This is a genomic window from Neotabrizicola sp. VNH66, from assembly GCF_049445895.1.
Taxonomy (GTDB): domain Bacteria; phylum Pseudomonadota; class Alphaproteobacteria; order Rhodobacterales; family Rhodobacteraceae; genus Pseudogemmobacter.
In genome coordinates this window covers 50,364-71,471 of the sequence record NZ_JBMSDW010000016.1, presented here as the reverse complement: position 1 = coordinate 71,471, position 21,108 = coordinate 50,364, and the positions used below count along the sequence as shown (strand labels likewise).

Here is a 21,108-nt window from a genome sequence, read left to right as displayed (position 1 = left end):
GGAAGCACCGCTTTCGGGGGGTCTTTCCTTTTCTAGCCGGTCCTCCTTTCGTTTTCTGCTCGTTGCTCTAGATGTCTTGACTGCGGTCAAGACACGGGGTCGTCACTCTGGGCCATCTTGACCGCGGTCAAGAAGCTCGCCGATCAGTTTTCGGATGGCATCTTCGACGCGCGGGGCAAGATCAGCGTCCACATCGATGGTGATGCGGTTGCCTTTGCGGCCAATCTTAACGCGCTCACCTGACTCAGCCTTGGGCGGAGTTGTCTTGGTGGCCGTGAGCAGCGTAACCGCTGCGTCAAGTCGCTCTGGACCCGGCAAGGTTCGTGGGATTTCGCGGGCAACTTCCCTGGCTCTCGAGACGTCCTTCTCGCACAGCCTGAAAAGCTTCTCCCAGACCCGCCTACCAACGCCATGTGCTGGTCCGATGGCCTGGATCAGCTCCATCGGAATGCCCGTCGCGATACGGTTCATCCGAGAGACGAGAGACTCATCGATCTGGAGTGCCCGATAGGCGATGGTCTGGGCGTTCTTGCGCGTCTCGTCTGTTTTCCCAAGTTCTCGAATGATGCCGGCGACGAACAAAGCCCTCTCGATAAACGAGGGGTCTTGGCGGGCATTGTTCTCCACGCCTTGGGCGATCAGCGCTTCCTCTTCGGTCATTTCCATGACCGTGGCCCGCACCTTCTGACCAAGCTCACGACATGCGAGAAGCCTGCGGCGCCCATAGACAATCTCAAGTGCGCCATCCTGGGTTCGGCGGACGAGAATGGGAACCTTTTGCCCATGCTCACGGATCGAGGACACAAGTTCCTCGAGGCCATCGCTCGGATCGATACGGTCCATGACTGCGGACATCCGCACGGCGCTCGGGTCGATCAGGCGCGTGGCGTGTTTGTCTTCCTCGAGCACGGATGCTTGCGCACGAGCGACTGTCGGGCTCGTACGTTTCAGATCAAGATCCACGTCCTCTTCTGCGGTCGCGGCATTGCCCATCGCGTTCTTGAGGGAATCTCCGAAGACCTTACGCGCCATGGCTACGCCCCCATGCCTTTAGGATTTCGCGTTCGACTTCGTCGGTCACGCGCGAAACGGACTCGATTGCACGCTCGTAGGTTCTGCGGTTCACGTCGCGAGGTTCGACCTCAAAGATGCTCTGCTGCGTATTGGCGGCATCACCTACCGCTGTCGACTTCAGGAACTCGGCCGGGAGGACCGCATCGCCAAGGACCGTCCGAAGCAGAGACGAGATCTGGACCTGCGGACCATCGGTATTCTCGTAGCGGGTGATCAGCACCCGTACGAAGTTCAGACCGTGTTCGGGAGCATGCGCCTCGACGACGCCCATCAGGTTGCTTGCCATACCGAGGAAGCTTGCCAGGGACATGACATCAAGCATGGACGCGTTGAGCGGGATCAGGACCCCGGTGGAAGCAAAGAGGGCAGAGATCACCGAGAAGTTCAGCTGCGGCGGGGTGTCGAAGATCACCACATCATATCGGCTCAGGACAGGCTCAAGCGCTTCACGGATCCGACTGTGGAAGGTGGTGGCGCCGTGTCTGAAGCTCAGAGCGACCTCGAACTCATACTCCATGATGTCCATGGAGGCCGGGATCAGATCCACTGTCGGGAAGTTCGTTTTGCGAATGATATCTGAGGCGGGCAGGGGCCCCTCGGATCGGATCAGATCGTAGGAGGTCGGCATGTCCGGATCGAGCTCAGGGGTAACCCCGAACAGGTTTGTCAGACTTGCCTGGCTGTCGAGGTCGATAAGCAGGACCCGATAGCCGCGAAGGCCCAGAAGCTGACCAACATGAGCAACGGTCGACGTTTTTGCGCTGCCGCCCTTCAGGTTGAAGATCGTCACGACCTGGCACGGTTCGCCGGCTCTTCTGTGAGGGTGTTCATCGGGCTTGATCCTACCCGTCTCAAGAAGGACGCGTTGGGCTTCGACCATGTCCTCGGCAGTGAAGCTGCGGCGGTTGCCACCCTCGAGGGTGCCTTCCGGAAAGCCTTCGAGATTTGACACATGATGGCGGAAGGTGTTCTGGTTGATCCGAAGCAGATCGGCGGCTTCCCGCATCGCGAAGCGACGGAGACCCTTCTGGGCATCCGGTGGGAACGTCTCCTGCGCATGTTCACGCAACCGGCTACCGAGCCGCTTGGACATGACGTCGAATCTATGAGAGGCTCGTATCCCGCTCATCACTGCCCTCAAGTCTTTATTGTTTTGTAGACCTTAACAGTTTTCGTGAGTAAATCCAGCCCAAACCGTTGAGCGGCCTAGCCGCGTTGAAGTGGTCTATTTTTGACGAGAGAAAACCGTTAAGTATCAGTGCATTGGGCAGCCTAGTTCGCAGCGCACTTCAACAGATCGTGGGTCGCGATGGCATAGCCACAACATGTATTGTGGATATCTACGGACCACAGATTTTCAGAATCGCACGACCGATTCCCGCGACTTCAGTCAAGCAGACCCAGCCTCTCGGCCCGCTCCAGCAGCATCTTCACCGAGGAGGGTTGCCAGCTTGTCCGCCCGCGAGGCGTACGCTCGCGCATCGCTTCCAATCGAGTGCAGATCGCCTGAAGTGTGATGTCGGGGTCCGCGCCCTTGATGGCGGCGACGATGGCGGGCAGGCGGTCGTCAGTCTCGCGTCGGCCGGCGCGGGCGAGCACAGTCTCGGGCAGAAAGCCGTCGCGCACATAGGCGTTCACGGCACGTAGCAAGCGGCTTTGTGTCCAGCGGCGGTCGCGGGGCAGGGGGCCGTTGACGATGCGCAGCACGTCTTCCCAGGCCATGTCGGGCCGCAGGCGGCGCACATGGGGCACCCAGTCCTGGGCCGTCTCGTTCAGCCGCTCCAAATAGCCGTCCTGCCGCGCCAGCCGCACCTTGCGCAGCGCTGCCGGATCACGGGCGCGCAGGCCCGGATTGCCGCCAACACGGCCTTTGGTTTTTGCGCTGGCCAGCCCGGCCTTGGTGCGTTCTCGGATCAGGGCGCGCTCGAACTCGGCTGCGGCGCCGAGGACCTGGAGGGTGAACTTACCCTGCGGGGAGGACGTGTCGATCGGATCGGTGAGCGACCGGAAGAAGGCGCCCTTCGCCTCCAGTCGCTCGATCACCTCCAGCAGATGCGAGAGGGACCGCGCCAGACGGTCAATGCGCACCACCACCAGCGTGTCGCCCTTGCCGATCCGCTCCAGCACCCGCGCCAGCACCGGCCGCACGCGGTTCCCGCCCGAGGCCTGCTCCTCATGGATCTCTGCGCAGCCCGCAGATTTCAGGGCCTGCGACTGGGGCAGGGGGGTCTGATCCTCGGTCGAGACGCGCGCATAGCCGATCAGTGGCATCAAAACAGGCCGTTTGCAGTTTCGCATACCACTAATAAACGACCGTTTGTAAACGGAAGCAAGGGCGCTCTGTGTGGTGCTGTTCAGTGGAATACCCTTGGTTTCCTGATCCAGAGACCGATCGGAGCGGTCTCGCAGACCGCTGCGCACGCGTGCAACATAAGGTGCTCAGAGACACTTCGAAAAACCCTTGGGTAAAGTGTAAGGATGCCCTATTTTGCACATATGAAACCGCTAACATCTGTTTTTCCTGGAAATTTTGACGATCCTCTCTCTGGCGTAGAAGACGTCGAGGAGACGTCTGAAGCCGATCTCTGGTTCCTGCCTAGTCCTGTCGAAGAGAGTCCCGACGATTTACAGCCTGGGCCACGGGCGGAAGTCAGTGAGACCGCGGTTCTTGACGACTGGCGAAGGGCCGAGGCCGGCCATGCCGCACGGCTCGCTCGTGTAGCTGGCCGCCTAGGCGCGCTGGACGATCGCCTGAAGCGCGGCCCGGAGGGCTGGCGACATAGACTAGCCCTGATTGAGGCGGCTGATCTTAGTTGGTTTGCGGGTGACCGCATCGGCCCGGATCGGCTGGCGCTCTGGACCTCACTGCGCCTGTCCAGTGTTCAGGACGACATTGCGGCGCTGGTGCGTGTCGGATGGGCGGTTCGGCGGCTGACGGCTGGGCCAGGGCCCGAGGTGGACCTGTCCGCCTTCCTTGACCGCCGCGATCCCCAGAACCTAGATGATGAAGCCGAGCCTTTCGCGGATCGCGCGGGCGGTTGGCTCGATCTCATGGAGCAAGCCGCAGACCTGCACCCGATCACTCGCGGCTGCTTAGGCTTTCACCTCTGGAGCCTCGCCGGCCTCGGGCAGCAAGGCGACAGGATGGAAGCGGCGGTCACAGCCGCACGGATCGCGGCGAGTGAAGGGCGAGGGGTCGTCTTTGCGCCTCTGGCTATGGGCGGGGCAAGGGGGTTACGAGCTGGTGGTCCGCCAGCGGACCGTCTAGGCCAGTGGCTCGACGGTATGGTGGCGGCATGCCTGAGCGCGATGCGGCACTTGGATGATATTGAGGCGTGGGTCTTACGGGCAGAAGCCGAAATGACATCGCTCTCGGGCAAGACACCCCCGCTCTTGCGCGCTGTGCTGACCGACTGGCCCCTCGTCTCGGCCCCGATGGCCGAGGCCATGACCAACGCCAGTCGCGCCGCTATCCAACGGAACCTTACCTGGATGCAAGCGCGGGGTCTTGTCCGCGAGGTCACCGGGCAGGGGCGGTATCGGATGTGGCGTGCAAATGCTAAGCATCTGATCGGCTTTTGAGAACTCAAGCAGTAGAAGCAAAACTAGTCCTTTTGCCGAATCTATTGCAGGCAATCAGTCCACGAAAACCGAGTTATTGCCTAAGTGGCTCCGACGAACTTTCTATGGGAAAATCTCGATAGGCGTACCATCTCGAACCATCGCGTAGATCTCTTCGATCTGCCGATTGCTGACGGCAATACAGCCCGCAGTCCAGTCTTGGACATTGAGAGGCTCTATTCCTCGCCGAGGGCCGCCGTGGATGAAGATATCTCCTCCGGGAGAGCGACCCTGTTCGGCTGCAAAGGCAGCGTCTGCATCGTTTGGATAGGAAATACCTATCGACAAATGATAGAGACTATCCGGGTTACGCTGGTCGATGACGTAGCTTCCTTCGGGTGTCTTTCCGTCGCCCTCGAACTGCTTGTGCCCTATCGGTGCAAAGCCAAGTCCGATTGGGTATGTTTTCAACGGACCCGTTTCGCCATCGAGGAAAAGCAGCCGTTGGGATTTGTACATCCGCAACCGCGTCACCGGTGGTCCGTCGTAAGTCCGAAACTTTCCTGCGCAAGCGGACAGAAGAACTGCGACAGTGCCCAGCAAGAAAACGCGTCGTGTCCCCTTAGATACCATGTATGCTAGTGTCCAGTTCGCAGTGATCGCATTCGAGTGTTCGAGGCCGCCCTGTTCGATAAGACCAGAGCGCCGCCTGACACCCAATTCTATCAGAAATACTCTATGTTCGACGTCACTAAGACACAACTGGCAACACGATAGACCACGAAGTCCTTCGTGCTTTGTCCAGCAGATGGGCTCTGTCCGAGGAAAATTATCTGCGAACTTAGCGTAACGACCATATGAGAGGTTGCGGTCAGGGACCAGGTGACCAATCCGAGGTCCGCGTAGCAAGTATCGCGATCAGATGGCGTCCGAAGCGGACTAAGCAGGCGCGGGGTGCTTGTTTTCTTGTCTGGCTGAACAAATATCCCTTGTATCTCTAGTAGCTGGAGGTTGCATCGTGCCAAAACAGTACGCAGCCTTACATCAGGAGTCTCCATGCTTCGACCAGTCACGTCCGTTGTCCTGATTTCCGGCTTCCTCATGGGCAGCCAAGTTGGTGCCCAAGAGCTATCCGAAGGCAGGGTAAAAGAACTGGTTGCTGAGGCTCTCAGAGAAAACCCAGAGCTTGTCTTGGAGGCCTTGCAGGCGTTGGAGCAGCGCCAGGCCGAAGCTGAAGCCAAAGCAGCCCTAAGCGCGCTATCAGCAGAACGCAAGATCTTGGAGCAAGACTCAAACGCGCCGGTTCTAGGGAACCCCAATGGCGACGTCACTGTGGTCGAGTTTTTCGACTATAACTGCCCCTATTGCAAGCAAGCGGCCCCCGAGATTGATGGCCTTTTGGAAGCGGACAAAAACGTTCGTCTTGTGCTTCGTGAGTGGCCAATTCTTAGCGAAGGGTCAGCTTTTGCCGCCCGAGCTGCCTTGGCATCAAGAGCGCAGGGAAATTATGCCGAGTTTCATGAGGCGCTCATGACCATGCGGGGCAAGCTTGAAGCCGAAACAGTCCTTCGCATTGCTGAAGAAACTGGATTGGATGTCGAAAAGTTGCAGAGCGACATGAAGTCCCCGGAGGTCGAGGAACACATTGCTACATCGATGAGGCTTGCCGAGGCCCTTGGCTTCAACGGAACACCGGCCTTTGTCATTGGCGATCAGCTCATTCCCGGTTTTGTTCAGCAGAACCAATTGTTGGAAGCAGTGACGGCTGCTCGGTCGGCGGACTGAATGGACGGCGACGACGCAAGGCCGTTCCGATCTTGATCGTGATACTGTGAACGGCGAATATGAATGACTGCTATTCATTCAGATGCCTGCTGCCCATGGAATCACAGCACAAGAACTGGTGTTCCAGCCGGGACCTGTTCGTAGAGCTGAATGACGTGATCATTGAGCATTCTAATGCAGCCGTTGGACACTGACTTTCCGATTGAAGATGGCTCAGTGGTGCCGTGGATCCGATAGTAGGTGTCCACGCCATTTTGATACAGGTAAAGCGCTCGCGCGCCGAGGGGATTATCTGGCCCGCCAGGAACGCCATCTGCAAACTTCGCGTAGCGGTCCGGGTCTCGGCGGATCATGTCATTTGTCGGACGCCAGGACGGCCACTTCGCTTTACGTTCAATGATCGCGGTTCCCTTGAATTCCAAGCCGGCTCGCCCGACCCCGACACCATAGCGGATCGCTCTTTCAGTCTCGAAAATATGGTAGAGGTAAAACTGGTGAGGAATGACCAGGATCATTCCGGCCGTGTACTGCTCGCGTACTCGGACTTCCTTTGGCTGGAACTTCTCAGGTAGAACAAACGCATCCTCAGTATGCGCGCGCAAGACGCTTGGTGTTGTCAAAATAGCTGCTGTGGCGCAGCCGATGGCAGATCGTCTGGTGAACATATGGCCTCCGGGAACCGACTGGGAAAGGTGCTGTATCCGTCAGGACCAGCTTCGCGGCGGAGGTAGTCTTGGTGAATAGGCTAGGCTGGGCCTTCTTTGTGGCACCAGCGCAAAGGCTAAGCCATTGCTTTCCGAGATAATTGAGCACTGCACCGCGGCCACTTCGGTGGTCCAGTGGCAAACACTATGGCTGCTAGTCTCTGCGCATCCAGCACCAGGACATCCATTCTCAAAGGCGCCATAACTCTGAACCACATCCCCTGAACTGTATTCGAACGCAGCGCTAGGAAAACCAGCGCACACGGAGCATAGCCAGACGATGAGCAACAGCATTCGCATGAAACGATTATATGCCCCCGATGCTGAAACCTCGGTGAGTCAAAATGACGTGACCGGACACCTCTTGCTGCAGTGACACTAAAGAACACACAGGCAGTCTTGCTGATCCGATACGATCACGGTTCATGTCAGGCGGCCGGATAGCTTGAATAAACTTCCAGGCTTCCATCTCGGCGAACCAGAAGGACGTCATAGGCGTCTCGATTGTCTTCTGATCCCATTCCCGGCGAGCCGTAAGGCATGCCGGGCACGGCGAGGCCAACTGCGTCAGGACGCTCGTCAAGAAGCCTGCGGATATCCGCAGCGGGGACATGGCCTTCTAGCGCATAGCCGTCAACTGTGCCCGTGTGACAGGAAAACACCTTTGCTGGTATGCCCTGATCCATCTTGAAGCGGATTAACAAGGTTCCCATCGACACCTCATCCGTAACCGTGAACCGCTGTTCGCGCAGGTAGTCCACCCATGCATCGCAACATTCGCAGCCACGCCCCTTTACGACATGGATCGGCGGTTCTTCCTCTGCCCTTGCGGCAGGTGCTATGGCCAAGGCTGTCGCTGCCAGGAGGAACTCACGGCGGCCGATGCGATATTCCTTCATCCACGTTCCCCGTCATTCGCTGGCATGAAGCCGGTTTCGCTGCGCCAGGCGGCGAGTGCATCGAGGTCTTCTGCCGATGCAATCTCCCGTTCCGGCAGGGCATCCTGGTCTTTCGGGTCGACCGGTCGGCCGTCGACACGAACTTCGTAGTGAAGGTTGGGGCCGCTCACGAGCCCGGTCGCGCCGACTGCGCCGATCTCGTCTCCAGCCTTGACCCGTGTCCCCACGCGAACGTCTTCGGAAATTTCAGAGAGATGCGCATATCGCGTCACGACCCCGCCGCCGTGATCGATGTCGATCGTGGTGCCGTAGCCGCGGATCGTTCCCGCAAAGATAACCCGCCCGGCACCAGTTGCCGAGACTTCGGTCCCCACAGGTGCCGCATAATCTATCCCGGTATGCATGCGCACGCCGCCCAATACCGGATGGTTTCGGCGGCCGAAAACGGATGACAGCCGTGCGCCAAGTATGGGTGCTGCTGAACGCTGCACGGCTTCACCGTCTTCGAAGACTATGACTGGACCAGCGGCTTCGGTGGCAACGAGTTCGAGCACGCGATCCGCAAGTTCAAGTCTGGCGTAACTCAGGCGCGGCTCTCCCGCGATGCTGCCATCGGGAAGCTGATCTTCCTGCCAGACCAGCGCGAAGGTTTCTCCGCCTTTGAGGTCGCGCCTGAAATCGACCTGACCCGCAAGCAGTGCGGTCAGGTCAACCGCAAACCGTTCGGGTGCATTTCGTGCCATCAGGGCGTCATAGAGAGTTCCGTCGAGGGTCAAGGTCTCCCGCCGATCTGTTTCACGAACCGGCGGGTCAAGACGTTGTGCCGCGATCGGTCCGTCGAACGAGAGAGCGATCTCCACACCATCTTCCACGAAGAGCGACAGGCGTGTCAGCGCTGCCGGATCCCCGGACGCCGCAGTCCATTCAATTCGGTGGCCAGGTCGCAGGTCCGTCAGGTCGTACACACCTGAGAGCGCGAGGGCGGCTTCTGCCCGGACCGCCCCGGGGATTCCTGCGTGACCAAGGACGCTGTCCAGGGTGTCACCGCGGGCGATTGTGGCTTCGAATGCCATAGGCAAATGCGCCGTCGGAGGATCGGCCACTGCCTGGAGCGGGGCGAAAGCCGCGATAGCAAGGATCAGAAATGCGGAGCGGATCATCTGGCAGAATGCCCTTTCAACTGAGGGTTCGGCGGATTTTTGGAACGGCGAAGCGCCGGTCTTCATGGAAGTCTATGATGCTTGCGAAGCGCCCATCGGGGTGGAACAGAAATACACCGGCGGTGTGGTCCATCGTGTAGTCGCCGCCCTCCTTATCGACGCGGCGATAGGTTGCGCGAAAATCTGCGGCCGCTTGAGCGACCTCGTCAGCAGGACCCGTCAGCCCCATGATGCGTGGATCGAAGTTGCTGACGTAGCCGGCTAGGACATCGGGCGTGTCGCGCTCCGGATCGACCGAAATCAACGCCACGATCAGGCGATCCGCGTCGGCACCCAGTTCCTCGAGCCAGAGCGATATGTCGCTCAATGTGGTCGGGCAGACGTCCGGGCACCAAGTGAAACCGAAGAATACCATAACCGGGCGACCGGCCCAGTCAGTGGGTCGGACCAAGCGACCCTTGTGGTCGGTCAATGTCCAGGTCATCCGACCGATTGGCACAGGCAGGACCTCGCTGCGGGCCGGTCGGTTGCGCGTGCGATAGGCTCCGACGCCCAGCATGAAGGCGACGGCTCCGACTGCCCCTCCAGCACCGAGGATTATTGCCCTGCGTCGGCGCAATCCGGCCCCTCCGCGCGCAACGAGAGGACATCGACATTCACGGTCACCTCACCAGCCTTTTCGAAGGAAAGGGTAACCGGAAAGCTGTCGCCCTCCTTGAGGGCTGTCGTCAGGCCCATCAGCATGCCGTGGTAACCCCCTGGCGCGAGCAGCACACTTTGACCGGCCGGCACCGGAATTGACATCGCATGCGGCATCGATGCGATGCCATCCTGCACCACAGTCTCGTGCAACATCGGCATGTCGGCGGCTGGCGTCGCGATACCAACAAGCGCATCGTCGGACGTCCCGGTGTTCTTGATCTCCACATAGAACACGCCGGGTCGTCCCGCGCCGATCGTCACCTTGGACCAGGCGTGTTCAACGGTAAGATCGCCGATTGTCACGGTCTCACAGGCCATCGCGGCAGGCGCAGAGAGGACGAGTGATGTGGCAAGAAGGAAGTGTTTCATAGGTCAAAGTCTCGATTGAAGGTCGGAAAGGATTTCGGGCGCAGATGTGCCGTAGGTGAATTGACGCAGCCACGCGCCATCGGGGCCGATGAGATAAAGGCCGGGACTGTGCGCCATCGTGTACCCGTCCGGCGATGAGGCGTCGGCTTCCCGCGAGTAGAAAATCTTGAAGCTTGCGGCCGCGGATTCAGTTTGCTCTTCGCTTCCTGCCAAACCAAGGATCGCTGGATGAAAGGCCGTTGTGTAGTCGGCCAGCCCCAGACGCCTGTCCCGTTCGGGATCGATCGAAATGAAAATCGGCTGCACCGATTCTGCGTCAGATCCAAGATCATCCATGACCTGCGCGACTTCGGAGAGCGTCGTCGGACAGACATCCGGGCAGCTTGTAAAGCCGAAGAACACCAACAGGAATTTTCCGCGGAATTCGGCAGTCGAGCGGATGCGGCCTTCGCTGTCCGCAAGCGTGAAGGCAGGCGCGAAGGCTGCAGCTGCTGTTGCGGTGTCGTCCGTGGCAGGCCACCACCGCACCGCTGAGAACGTGGCAACAGCCGCAGTGGCGGTGATCCAAAGGATGATCTGAAGAGGACGAAGACGCATGAACAGTCCGGACTGAGAGAACAGCCTGCCGTCTAGAACCTCGAGCAACTAGAGGTTCAACCGACAAGAAGGTGAGAGTTTCAGGACCGGCAAGGTTTCGCCGATCAGGCTGCCCCAAGATACCTTGCGAGGGCGATTCCGAGGAAGGTGCCGAACAGCCCGAAGGCGATGGCAAAGCCTGCGCCATACTGCAAGCGGTCGAGGGTCTTTCCGCCCCGCCGCCGCGCAACGAGGTAACCCCAAATGAACCCGATGGTTGCAAAGAGCGCCCCGATCATTTCGATACACTTTTCAGGTTTGCCCGGTGCCGGCGGGCCCAGTAGCCACTGATGGCCCATGAAGTGAGCATAATAATGAGAAGCGCCCAGTCTCCGAAGCGGGCGTAGATGGTTGCGGGCAATGGGCGGGGCAAGCGGATGTCGATCACGCCTGACCTATCGATTTCGAGCATTGCCAAGGTTGCCCCGTAAGAATCAACCACCGCAGAAATTCCCGTGTTGGCGGCCCGCACCAGAGGCAGGCCTTCTTCGATGGCCCGCATCCGGGCCGATGCCAAATGCTGCCATGGCCCGATCGAGGCACCGAACCAGGCGTCGTTTGTCGCGTTGAAGATCCAGTCCGGTCTTATCGCATCATCGACGACATGTCCGGGAAAAATGATCTCATAGCAGATTGCGATCCCCGCATAGGGGTGTGGGCCGAACGCCAGTGTCCGTGGCCCTGGCCCTGGCGTGAAGTCTCCGAGCGATTGAACCAGACGCTGAAGGGGCAAAAGGTTCCGCCACGGAATGTACTCACCGAACGGAACGAGATGATGCTTGGCATAGCGCGTCAGAATGGTGCCGTCACGAGAGATAGCAAGCACGGCATTCCGGTAGACTGTCTCGGCCCCGGTTTCCTCCCTTTCCGGGCTGCCGGTCAGCAAGACGCCGGTCTTGGGCAAGAGCCAGCCCAACATCGCCTTGGCGCCGGCATCCTCTGCCAGAAACCCTGGCCAAGCGGTTTCCGGCCACAGCAGAATGTCGAAGTCGCCCGGCCGGGCAGAAAGTGCAAGAAGCTTCAGGATGTTCGCGTCTCGAGCGGCATCATCCCACTTAGCACTTTGTGCGATGTTCGGTTGAACGACGCGGATTTGCGCGCCGCGCTCTGACGGCACATCGGCGAGCAGCAAGCGCATCGCACCAAATCCGGTGACCGACAAGGCGATTGCGCCTGCTGTGGCGAGGTGGCGGACACGTTTCCCGTTGTCGTCCGAGACAACGGCCAGTCCGGCCAGCGCAGCGCAGAGCACGAGAAGAAATCCCAGGCCGTAGCTTCCGAAGACAGCGGAAGCCTGCGCGGCAACCGGCCAGTCAGACAATGTGTAAGCAGCCAGGTTCCAGGGAAACCCGGTGAGAACATGGCCACGCAGCCACTCCGTGGCGGTCCAGCTTGTCGCCATTGAGAGCGCCAACGACAACCCGGCGCGTTCCATCCGTGCCGCCAGAGCGCAGGCCAGGGCAGGAAAGACCGACAAAAGCGCCGAAAGACCAAGAACCGCCGGCAGAGCCAGCCAACCGAACCGGTCCGCCTCGACCTGAAAACTTTCGGTGATCCAGAAGAGCCCGGGCACGAATTGACCAAGGCCGAAGAAGTATCCCAGCCCGAAGGCGAAGAAACCTGATGCGCTACGCACCAAAACTGTCAGGATAGCGAAGGCGATCAATGCAAGTGGCAGGATCGAGTATGGCTGCAGAGCCATGACAAAAAGGGTGCCTGCCGCGATGGCTGCCCCCAAACTCGCCCAGCTTTGGACAGGCTTCCTGCTCGAAAATTGGCGTGCGTCTGGAAAGAACAATCGTGCCACAACCCCTAAATCAGGGGTGACGGCTAACTGCTCTAGTAGCTTGAGGTGCAATGCATCTATTCGCAGATCACAGCATTGTCAGATTGGTGGGAACGTGATCGATCCTCGACGTGGGCTTGAAACTGTGGAAGGATTGTCAGGTTTGAACAGGACTACCAAGAGGTGATCGGATATATTCGTCGCCTGCAAACCGCCAGATAGCCTATCGTACGGTTGCGGGGAGAAAGGATGGTCGCGCTCCTCGCCGCGAGCACCGACTGCTAACGGCTGTTTGATTTGTCTCGTCTACGAGCGAACGATACTTCCACTCGCGAAAAGCGTGTGAAGGAGTGTTCCATGACCAGCGATTTGGTGAAGCGGCGGGCGTTGCTGGGTGGTGCAATCGGGGTGGCCAGTCTTGCAGCCCTGCCGGCCCGGTCACAGGAAGGCAGCACGGAGTTTCAAGCTCCCGCGTCAAGCAGCGTGCGGAACAACGTGTCCAGCTTCCGGATGCCGCAGTGGCAGGACTATTTTGAGAATACTCGGGGTGGTGCAATTCTGGCGGATACCAAGTCACGCGCACTCCATTATTGGTCAGAGGATCAGTCGATTTACCTGCTATATCCCTCATCCGTCCCTCTGTCCGAGGAACTGACCCGGCTCGGGCGGACCGAGATTGTCCGCAAGGCCGTGAACCCGCCGTGGCGCCCAACGGCTTCGATGCTCGAGCGCAACCCGGACTGGCCGAAGATGGTGGAGGGTGGAGCCAAGGACAACCCACTGGGTGTCCGCGGATTGTATCTGTCCTGGCCAGCCTACTTGATCCACGGTACTCACGACACCCGAAAGATAGGACGCAGATCATCGAATGGCTGCATCGGTCTGTACAACGAGCATGTCATCGAACTCTACGACATTGCGCAAGTCGGCACTCAGGTGCTGCTGATCTGATTACGCTGCACGGCCATACCCTTGCACTTCAAGCGAGATTCCGTGACCGGCTTTACCTTGCGTAACTGGATGGAATTTGCTGGAGTCAGCCTAACAGAACGGTAGACAGCAGGTTTATGTTCAGCACGATGATGACAGCCGCGATCAGCCAGCACAGGCCGGTCAGCCAGCGCGGGGCCACGAGTTCACCCATCTTGGCGCGGCTGGCGGTGAACATGACCAAAGGCACAATGGCAAAGGGCAGTTGGAACGACAAAACGACCTGGCTCAGGATCAAAAGCTGACCCACGCCTTCGCTGCCGTAGAGCAGGATCACGAAGATGGCGGGCAGGATTGCAAGGCAGCGGGTGATCAGCCGCCGCGCCCAAGGTGCGATGCGCAGGTTGATGAACCCCTCCATCACGATTTGCCCGGCCATGGTGGCTGTGACGGTGGAGTTGAGCCCCGCGCACAACAGCGCCACCCCAAATAGGATCGGCGCGAGCGATGATCCCAGCAGCGGCTCCAGCAAAAGATGCGCCTTGTCGATCTCGGCCACATCGTTTTCGCCGACGGTGTAGAACGCGGCGGCGGCGAGGATCAGGATCGAGGCGTTGATCGTCAGCGCGAACATCAGGGCGATGGTGCTGTCCCAGGTGGCCAGCCGCAGGGCCTCGCGTTTAGCGGGCAGGTCAAGCGCAAAGGCCCTAGTCTGAACGATGCCCGAATGTAGGTAAAGATTATGCGGCATGACCGTCGCCCCGATGATGCCAAGTGCCAGGTAGAGCATGGTCGGGTTGCCCACAATCTCGCGGCTAGGGGCGAACCCGGCGATGACTTCGCCCCAGACAGGGTTGGCCTGCGCAATCAGCACGACAAAGCAGGCGGCAATTAGAGCCATCAGCGAAATGATCAGCGCCTCGATCCAGCGGAAGCCTTTGTTTTGCAACCACAGGATCAGGAAGACGTCGGCGGCGGTGATGAAGATGCCAATCTCCAGCGGAATCCCGAACAAAAGGTTCAGGCCGATGGCGGTGCCGATCACCTCTGCCAGGTCCGTGGCGATGATCGCCCCCTCCGCCAGCACCCACAGTGGGACCGACATCCACTTGGGGAAGGCATCGCGGCAGGCCTGCGCCAGATCGCGCCCCGAGGCGACAGCGAGCCGCGCGCATAGTGACTGGAGCAGGATCGCCATGATGTTCGACAGCAGGGCCACGAATAAAAGCGTGTAGCCAAAGGCCGCCCCGCCCGCGAGCGAGGTCGCCCAGTTTCCGGGGTCCATGTAGCCCACCGCCACCAGATAGCCTGGTCCGATGAAAGCAAGGAAGCGCCTAAACCTGCTGGTGCCGCCGTTGCCGACCGCGATGCTGCGGAAGACTTCCGAAAGGGATGGTGTCTCGCTCTCTCGACGCCAAGCGTTCGCGGACATGGATTTTGCTTTCTACACTCTTATGGTCGTACCAAAGTCTTGGCACACAAAGTTAGGTAAGGCTAACAATCTTCTCTGCGCCTTTACTTGTCAATCCATTCCATGCGAGACTGCCATGATGACAGAGCTCGATCCTGCACCCCACTTTATGTCGGATGACCGGCCCGCGGATCTACGCGCCGGAGCGTTTCAGGGCGTGCGCGAAGCCCGGCGCAATGAGCTGGCCGAAGATTACGTCGAACTGATCGCGGAGTTGATCCACGATCAAGGCGAAGCGCGGCCCGTGGACATCGCCGCGCGGCTTGGCGTGAAGGTGCCGACAGTGAGCAAGACGCTCGACCGTCTGGCGCGGGAGGGACTGATCACCCGCGCGAAGTATCGGTCGGTCTTTCTGACGGAAGACGGGCGTGCGCTGGCACAGGAATGCCGGCGTCGGCACGAAATCGTGCTGCGTTTTCTCATCAGTCTGGGTCTCGATCCCGAGACGGCGGAGCGCGATGCCGAGGGCATCGAGCATCACGTGAGCGCGCGGACGCTGGCCCTGTTTTCGGCCTTCGCCAACCGGTCCTGAACGCCGTCAGTTGTTCTCCACCGCAAAGCGGACATCCGCGATCAGGCTTTCGGCGCTGAAGTTTTCCAGCCGCTTCCCGTTCAGAAAGAAGGTCGGGGTCTGACGGATGGCCAGTGCTTCGACATCGGCCGCGTCCTGGTTCAGAATGCCGGTGATCCCCGGGAAGAACTGGTCGGTTTCCGCCTTATCCAGATTGAGACCTGCGGCACCGGCGATTTCCCAGGCGACATCCATCTCTGGTGAGCCATGAACGGCCCAGCCGGGCTGCTGCTCCAGAAGCGCGTCCAGCACCGGTTCGAACTTGTCCTGCATCCGCGCAGCTTCAAGGATGCGCACGGCCTCGTCCGAGCCTTCATGGAAGACGGTGTAGCGCAACACAACGCGGACCTGAGTCGGAAACTGCCGCCGGATTTCCTGCACCACGGGGTGGTAAGCGCGGCAGGCCTCGCAAGAGGGATCGAAGAACTCGACCAATGTGACCGGCGCATCGGCGGGACCGAAGCTGGGGGAATACTCTCGGACCAAAAGCGCCGGATCTACGGCAGGCGTGGCGGCAGCCACTGCCTCCGCCTCGGCCGAACGGCGACGGTTCAGGATGATGGCGCCGCCTGCAAAGGCGGCGAGCCCGAGTGCGGATGCTCCGATCAGGAGATTGCGACGATTCATGGGCGTTGTCCTTTCGGCAATAGGAGACAGGCAAGGACCGCCACAAAGGCGACCATGGAAAGATACGGGATCGGCACGCCAAGGATGACCTGCGCCTCGCCGGTGCAGGATGGGCCGTTCTCGGTGCAGGGCACGATGGGCGCGGGCAGGATCCCTGCGTAAAGCCCCGAATGCCAGGCCGCAAGCGCCAGCCCGGCCAAGACCAGCGGCAAGGCGTAGGTGCGTGCCATGCCGTCCCCGCGCCAGAGCGAAAGGCCGAGGATCGGCACCAGCGGGAACATGGCGATGCGCTGATACCAGCACAGCGTGCAAGGCATCTGGCCCAGCACCTCGCCGATGAAAAGCGCACCAAGCGTGGCCGCCAGCGCAATAAGGAAGGCGGCGGTCAAGGGCAAGTCGTCGCGCGAAAGGCTCTGCGGGTCAGTGTTGGTCAAGAACAGGCTCCTTGCGGCGACAAAGGGGAAATGAGGCGGCAAGGATCAGGACCGCGCCTAAGGTGATCGCAATATCGGCGACGTTGAATGTGGGCCAGTGCCAGTCGCGCCAATAGAAATCAAGGAAGTCAGTGACGGCCCCTTGCCGCACCCTGTCGATGATGTTGCCAAGCGCCCCGCCCACGACCAGCGCAAAACCCGCGCGTTCCAGCGGGTGCCGCGCCCTGAATGCCATGACCGCGAAGGCAACAGTCAGCACGCCCGTCAGCGCCGCCATCAAAAGAGGCTTGCCCGCCATGAGCCCGCCCATCATTCCGAAACTCGCGCCCTCGTTGAAGCCAAGGGTGAGGTTGAAGCCCGGAAGAACCGGAACCGCAGTCCCCTGCGTCAGCAGCGACAGCGCTGTTGCCTTGGTCACCTGGTCTGCCACCACTGCGGCAGCGATCACCGAAATCAGCTTCGCCTTGGTCATTGTTCAGCCTTGCGGTTGATGCCGATCCAGCGGGGAACCGATGCCGCATAACGGTCATAATCCGGCCCAATGGCCAAGCGCAGGGCGGCCTCTTCCGACCGGACTTGCGTGGTGGCCGACCACAGAAACAGGATTGGCGCGAGGACTGTTGGGACTGCCGGAACCGCAATGGCAACACCTGCCAGCAGCGCCGCCTGACCAACAAAGGTCGGGTTGCGGCTGAAGCGATAGAGGCCGCCCGAGACCAGATCGCCGGTTTCGCCGTCCACCACGCCAACGCGCCAGGATGATCCCATCGACATCTGCGCGGCAAAAGCCACCATCGCGCCAAGCCCTGCGACAAACACTCCGATCAGGCCGAGGAATATGGCGCGCCCCTCAGTCCAAAGCGGATCGACCTTGTGTAGTGCGGGGACGGCAAGCCAGAGAAGCGGTCCGAAAAAGGCAAGCGCAAAGGCCGCCCGAAACCCCATCGCGGCCACCCGGTCGCGCCCCTTGGCGCGCGAAAACAGCCAGACGGATCGCCCCGCCGCTTGCGCCGCCAAGGCACTGCCCCAGAAGAACAGAGCCAAATAACCGAACAGAAGGGCCAGCGCGGCCCAGCCAAAACCCGAGATCATGGTGTCAGCTCTCACGCTCGGGATTGAACCGCAGGAGGCGCAGGGCGTTCAGGGTTACCAGCACCGTTGCCCCGGTATCGGCCAGGATCGCGATCCACAGGCCGGTCAGACCGAAAACCGAGGTCACCAGAAACACGGCTTTCAGCCCCAACGCGATGGTCACGTTCTGGCGGATGTTGGCCATTGCGGCTCGCGACAGACGGATTGTCGCCGGGATGTCGGTGACCCGGTCGCGCAGGATTGCCGCATCGGCGGTTTCCAGCGCCACATCTGTGCCCGAGCCCATCGCCACGCCAACGCTTGCCTGCTTCAGCGCCGGCGCGTCGTTGATGCCGTCGCCGATCATCATCACGCCGCCCTTGGAGCCGATCTCGCGGATATAGGCAAGCTTGTCTTCGGGCATCATGTCAGCCTCGAACTTCAGCCCGAGACTTCCGGCAATGGCGGAGGCCGTTCGCGGGTTGTCCCCGGTCAGGATCACCGAGGTCACCCCCATGGCCGTGAGCTGGCCCACAGCGTCCTTGGCGTCCGCCCGTGGCTCGTCTCGCATGGCAAGCAACCCAAGTGGGGTCTTTTCGCGGAACACCGCAACAGCGGTCTTGCCATCCTCCTCAAAGATCGTGGCCTGTCGCAAGCCAAGGCCTTCAAGCCCACCATGTTCCATCGCGTAACGCGGAGAGGCAACCCATGCGGGCTCACCATCCACTGTCGCGACAACACCCTTTCCCATCAGCGCCTTGGCATCCTGCGATGGCAGCGCAGTCACGCCTGCGTCCTTGGCCTTGTTCAGGATGGCGATGGCCAGCGGGTGGCTCGACCCTGTCTCGACTCCGGCCGCAACGGCCAGAAGCTCGGCTTCGGTGGTGGCCCGAAACGGCACCACATCCGTCACCTGCGGGCGGCCATGCGTCAGCGTCCCGGTCTTGTCGAAGGTCACGACATCGACCTTGGCCGCCGCTTCGATCACGGCGCCGCCCTTCATCAAGAGTCCGCGCCGCGCCCCGGTGGACATGGCCGAGGCGATGGAGGCGGGAACCGAGATGACCAGTGCGCAGGGGCAGCCGATCAGCAGAAGCGCAAGGCCCCGATAGACCCAGGTATCCCACGGCTGACCGAAGGCCAGGGGCGGCACCAGCACGACAAGGGCCGCGACGGCAACGATGGCAGGCATGTACCAGCGGCTGAAGCGGTCGATGAAGCGTTCCGTCGGCGCGCGCGCCTCCTCGGCCTCTTCGACCAGGCGGATGATCCGGGCGATGGTGTTGTCCTCCGGCCCCTTGGTGACCTTCACGCGCAGGGCGGCCTCGGTGTTGATCGCCCCGGCAAAGACCGCATCGCCCGGCCCGCGCGTCTTGGGCACGCTTTCACCCGTGACCGGGCTTTCGTCCACACCCGAGGTCCCGTCGGTAATTTCGCCATCGGCCGGAATGCGGTCGCCGGGGCGGACAAGGACGGTCTGACCAACGGACAGGCTTGCTGCTGGCACCTCGCGCGTGGTGTCACCTGTGACCAGTTGTGCCGTCTTGGGCACTAGATTGGCCAGCGCCCGGATGCCGTCCCGTGCCTTGCCTGCGGCCACGCCTTCCAGCACTTCGCCCACCGCGAACAGGAACACCACCAGCGCCGCCTCTTCGGCTGCGTCAATGAACAGTGCGCCGACGGCTGCAATCGTCATCAGGCTTTCGATGGTGAAGGGCTGACCCATCCGCAATGCCGCAAAGGCGCGCTGCGCTACCGGTGCCACCCCGATCAGACAAGCGGCGACGAAGGCCCAATTGCCGATCTCGGGTGCCAGATACTCAATGATCCAGGCAGCCCCCAGCAGAAGGGCAGTGAAGACCACCAGCCTACCCTTGGCAGTCTGAAACCACCGCTTGCCGCGATCCGCAGGGTCGTCATGGATATGGCCGGGGCTGCCGTGGCTGGACTCGTCCTGCTTAGTGCCGGATGATTTCGGGCCGTGATCGTGACCGGCGTGATCGTGGCCCTCATGATCGCGGTTGGCGTGATCGAGATCCGGATGCGCGTCGGTCATATCGGCCACAGCCTGTGCGCCGGGCAGCACGAATTCTTTCTTCGCCGATGCTGTGCGTGGCGCAATCTCGTAGCCAAGTGCGCGGACAGTCTTCTCGATCCTGTCCTTCGCGGTCTGCCCTTCATCCAGCGTCAGTCTCAGGCGCTCCGACATGATCCCGACCTCGACGCCGCTTACTCCCGGCAGACGCGCGACCGCATCCTTGATTTTGGTCGCGCAGGACCCGCAGTCCATGCCAGTCACTGTCCAGTCGCAGGACGTTTCGCGTGCAGCTTCCGACATCGTCATTCCTCCTGCCGCAGAGCGGGCAGTTGATTTCATCGAATCAGCAACCTAATGTCTCTAGCAACTATAGCTTCAAGGGGAATCTGATGCTGACCATCGGAAAATTGGGCGACGCGGCCGGGGTGAAGGTTCCAACGATCCGCTACTACGAACAGATTGGCCTGCTTCCCGAAGCCGAACGCAGCTCGGGAAACCAGCGGCTCTATGGTCGCAAGGCGATGGAACGGCTCGCCTTCATCCGTCATGCCCGCGATCTGGGATTCACGCTGGAAGCGATCAGAGATCTTCTGAGCTTGTCAGACAGGCCGGACCAGTCCTGCGCCGCCGCAGATGCCATCGCAAGGTCCCAACTGGTCGAAGTCGAAAGCCGCCTTGCGCGCCTGACGGCGCTGAAAGCCGAACTCGAACGCATGGTCATGCAATGCGCTGGCGGGAAGATCGCGGACTGTCGGGTCATCGAAGTGCTGGGCGACCATTCCCTTTGTGCGACCGATCATCGACACCCGGAGGCAGAGGCGACGGAATGACTGCACCCGCAACGCTCACCATCTACGCCGGCGCCGCTCTTGCCGAAATCGCCGGTTGCTTCGCGGTGTGGGCCTGGATGCGACAAGGGGCGAGCGCGCTCTGGCTGGTTCCCGGCATCCTCAGCCTTGCGGTCTTTGCCTGGCTCCTTACCCTCGCGCCATCGGATTTCGCGGGGCGCGCCTATGCCGCTTACGGTGGCGTCTACATCGCTGCATCGCTCGTCTGGCTCTGGGCCGTAGAGAAACAGCGCCCTGACACCTGGGACCTGAGCGGAGCGGTACTCTGTCTTCTCGGTGCAGCGCTCATCTTGGTCGCTCCCAGAGGGGCCTGATGTTTGTGCTCAGAATGCGCGGCCGGTCAAACAGTACGAACCGATGGCCGATATCTCGCTCAGGTTGCTCCCGATGGGCAGAGCGAAGCATTGCCCGATCTAACGACGCTAAAGCGCGCACCATTCCC

Annotated in this window: 24 protein-coding genes; 6 read left to right on the top strand and 18 right to left on the bottom strand. The window is 60.7% G+C overall.

The window, feature by feature from the left end:
* Positions 1-102: 102 nt before the first annotated feature.
* From ACO2Q5_RS18880 to ACO2Q5_RS18870, 3 genes are all read right to left on the bottom strand, one after another.
* Positions 103-1,032, bottom strand: coding sequence for a ParB/RepB/Spo0J family partition protein (locus tag ACO2Q5_RS18880; RefSeq protein ID WP_136904906.1), 930 nt, complete (start codon positions 1,030-1,032; stop codon positions 103-105).
* On the bottom strand, positions 1,022-2,167 hold the full coding sequence (gene repA / locus ACO2Q5_RS18875) for a plasmid partitioning protein RepA (RefSeq protein WP_169583144.1): 1,146 nt from the start codon (positions 2,165-2,167) through the stop codon (positions 1,022-1,024). Before repA ends, ACO2Q5_RS18880 begins: the two co-directional genes overlap by 11 nt.
* A gap of 293 nt (positions 2,168-2,460) precedes the next feature.
* A complete protein-coding gene (locus tag ACO2Q5_RS18870; protein WP_423293891.1) occupies positions 2,461-3,345 on the bottom strand; it encodes a recombinase family protein in 885 nt (294 codons plus the stop codon).
* Between the two features lie 225 nt (positions 3,346-3,570).
* On the opposite strand from ACO2Q5_RS18870, the gene ACO2Q5_RS18865 reads away from it, so the two are divergent.
* On the top strand, positions 3,571-4,656 hold the full coding sequence (locus ACO2Q5_RS18865) for a hypothetical protein (RefSeq protein WP_423293950.1): 1,086 nt from the start codon (positions 3,571-3,573) through the stop codon (positions 4,654-4,656).
* A gap of 102 nt (positions 4,657-4,758) precedes the next feature.
* On the opposite strand, the gene ACO2Q5_RS18860 is transcribed toward ACO2Q5_RS18865, so the two are convergent.
* Positions 4,759-5,268 (bottom strand): L,D-transpeptidase family protein, encoded by a 510-nt coding sequence (locus ACO2Q5_RS18860; RefSeq protein WP_423293889.1) that lies wholly within the window; start codon positions 5,266-5,268, stop codon positions 4,759-4,761.
* A gap of 423 nt (positions 5,269-5,691) precedes the next feature.
* Here ACO2Q5_RS18860 and ACO2Q5_RS18855 point away from each other — a divergent pair, with 423 nt between their 5' ends.
* Positions 5,692-6,420: a DsbA family protein gene (locus ACO2Q5_RS18855; protein ID WP_423293887.1), complete on the top strand. Its 729-nt coding sequence runs from the start codon at positions 5,692-5,694 to the stop codon at positions 6,418-6,420.
* A 101-nt stretch (positions 6,421-6,521) separates the two neighbouring features.
* Here the strand turns inward: ACO2Q5_RS18855 and ACO2Q5_RS18850 are convergent, their stop codons facing one another.
* The 8 genes from ACO2Q5_RS18850 to lnt form a co-directional block, all read right to left on the bottom strand.
* On the bottom strand, positions 6,522-7,085 hold the full coding sequence (locus ACO2Q5_RS18850; RefSeq protein WP_423293886.1) for a L,D-transpeptidase: 564 nt from the start codon (positions 7,083-7,085) through the stop codon (positions 6,522-6,524).
* A gap of 467 nt (positions 7,086-7,552) precedes the next feature.
* Positions 7,553-8,023, bottom strand: coding sequence for a DUF411 domain-containing protein (locus ACO2Q5_RS18845; RefSeq protein WP_423293884.1), 471 nt, complete (start codon positions 8,021-8,023; stop codon positions 7,553-7,555).
* Positions 8,020-9,249 (bottom strand): M23 family metallopeptidase, encoded by a 1,230-nt coding sequence (locus ACO2Q5_RS18840; RefSeq protein WP_423293882.1) that lies wholly within the window; start codon positions 9,247-9,249, stop codon positions 8,020-8,022. The genes ACO2Q5_RS18845 and ACO2Q5_RS18840 overlap by 4 nt, the downstream gene beginning before the upstream one ends.
* Entirely contained in the window at positions 9,200-9,742 is a 543-nt protein-coding gene (locus tag ACO2Q5_RS18835; protein WP_051294568.1) for an SCO family protein, read from the bottom strand. Before ACO2Q5_RS18835 ends, ACO2Q5_RS18840 begins: the two co-directional genes overlap by 50 nt.
* 38 nt (positions 9,743-9,780) lie before the next feature.
* Positions 9,781-10,254, bottom strand: a complete 474-nt coding sequence (locus tag ACO2Q5_RS18830) for a copper chaperone PCu(A)C (RefSeq protein WP_028030816.1) — start codon at positions 10,252-10,254, stop codon at positions 9,781-9,783.
* 3 nt (positions 10,255-10,257) lie between these two features.
* The gene (locus ACO2Q5_RS18825) at positions 10,258-10,851 is read right to left on the bottom strand and encodes an SCO family protein (protein ID WP_035026289.1); all 594 of its coding nucleotides are present in this window, start codon (positions 10,849-10,851) and stop codon (positions 10,258-10,260) included.
* A gap of 104 nt (positions 10,852-10,955) precedes the next feature.
* Positions 10,956-11,129, bottom strand: a complete 174-nt coding sequence (locus tag ACO2Q5_RS18820; RefSeq protein ID WP_423293879.1) for a hypothetical protein — start codon at positions 11,127-11,129, stop codon at positions 10,956-10,958.
* Positions 11,126-12,688 carry an apolipoprotein N-acyltransferase gene (lnt, locus tag ACO2Q5_RS18815; protein ID WP_423293877.1) on the bottom strand — a complete coding sequence of 521 codons (1,563 nt, stop codon included), beginning with the start codon at positions 12,686-12,688 and terminating at the stop codon, positions 11,126-11,128. The genes ACO2Q5_RS18820 and lnt overlap by 4 nt, the downstream gene beginning before the upstream one ends.
* 345 nt (positions 12,689-13,033) lie before the next feature.
* Between lnt and ACO2Q5_RS18810 the strand changes: the two genes are divergently transcribed.
* Entirely contained in the window at positions 13,034-13,627 is a 594-nt protein-coding gene (locus ACO2Q5_RS18810) for a L,D-transpeptidase (protein ID WP_028031015.1), read from the top strand.
* Between the two features lie 85 nt (positions 13,628-13,712).
* Here ACO2Q5_RS18810 and ACO2Q5_RS18805 read toward each other — a convergent pair whose 3' ends face one another.
* Entirely contained in the window at positions 13,713-15,038 is a 1,326-nt protein-coding gene (locus ACO2Q5_RS18805) for an Nramp family divalent metal transporter (RefSeq protein WP_035026488.1), read from the bottom strand.
* Positions 15,039-15,156: 118 nt separating this feature from the next.
* Here ACO2Q5_RS18805 and mntR point away from each other — a divergent pair, with 118 nt between their 5' ends.
* Positions 15,157-15,609: a manganese-binding transcriptional regulator MntR gene (gene mntR / locus ACO2Q5_RS18800; protein WP_028031014.1), complete on the top strand. Its 453-nt coding sequence runs from the start codon at positions 15,157-15,159 to the stop codon at positions 15,607-15,609.
* Between the two features lie 6 nt (positions 15,610-15,615).
* Here mntR and ACO2Q5_RS18795 read toward each other — a convergent pair whose 3' ends face one another.
* The 5 genes from ACO2Q5_RS18795 to ACO2Q5_RS18775 are packed head-to-tail and all read right to left on the bottom strand — an operon-like array spanning position 15,616 to position 20,124.
* Entirely contained in the window at positions 15,616-16,275 is a 660-nt protein-coding gene (locus ACO2Q5_RS18795) for a DsbA family protein (protein WP_028031013.1), read from the bottom strand.
* Positions 16,272-16,709 carry a disulfide bond formation protein B gene (locus ACO2Q5_RS18790; RefSeq protein WP_084451045.1) on the bottom strand — a complete coding sequence of 146 codons (438 nt, stop codon included), beginning with the start codon at positions 16,707-16,709 and terminating at the stop codon, positions 16,272-16,274. Before ACO2Q5_RS18790 ends, ACO2Q5_RS18795 begins: the two co-directional genes overlap by 4 nt.
* Complete coding sequence (gene lspA, locus ACO2Q5_RS18785) at positions 16,696-17,181, bottom strand: signal peptidase II (protein ID WP_028031011.1); 486 nt, start codon at positions 17,179-17,181, stop codon at positions 16,696-16,698. The genes ACO2Q5_RS18790 and lspA overlap by 14 nt, the downstream gene beginning before the upstream one ends.
* The gene (locus tag ACO2Q5_RS18780; protein WP_028031010.1) at positions 17,178-17,801 is read right to left on the bottom strand and encodes a methyltransferase family protein; all 624 of its coding nucleotides are present in this window, start codon (positions 17,799-17,801) and stop codon (positions 17,178-17,180) included. The genes lspA and ACO2Q5_RS18780 overlap by 4 nt, the downstream gene beginning before the upstream one ends.
* A 4-nt stretch (positions 17,802-17,805) precedes the next feature.
* A complete protein-coding gene (locus ACO2Q5_RS18775) occupies positions 17,806-20,124 on the bottom strand; it encodes a heavy metal translocating P-type ATPase (RefSeq protein ID WP_423293872.1) in 2,319 nt (772 codons plus the stop codon).
* Positions 20,125-20,207: 83 nt separating this feature from the next.
* Here ACO2Q5_RS18775 and ACO2Q5_RS18770 point away from each other — a divergent pair, with 83 nt between their 5' ends.
* On the top strand, positions 20,208-20,648 hold the full coding sequence (locus ACO2Q5_RS18770) for a MerR family transcriptional regulator (RefSeq protein WP_423293870.1): 441 nt from the start codon (positions 20,208-20,210) through the stop codon (positions 20,646-20,648).
* Positions 20,645-20,980 (top strand): YnfA family protein, encoded by a 336-nt coding sequence (locus ACO2Q5_RS18765; protein WP_374436024.1) that lies wholly within the window; start codon positions 20,645-20,647, stop codon positions 20,978-20,980. Before ACO2Q5_RS18770 ends, ACO2Q5_RS18765 begins: the two co-directional genes overlap by 4 nt.
* Positions 20,981-21,108: the final 128 nt, after the last annotated feature.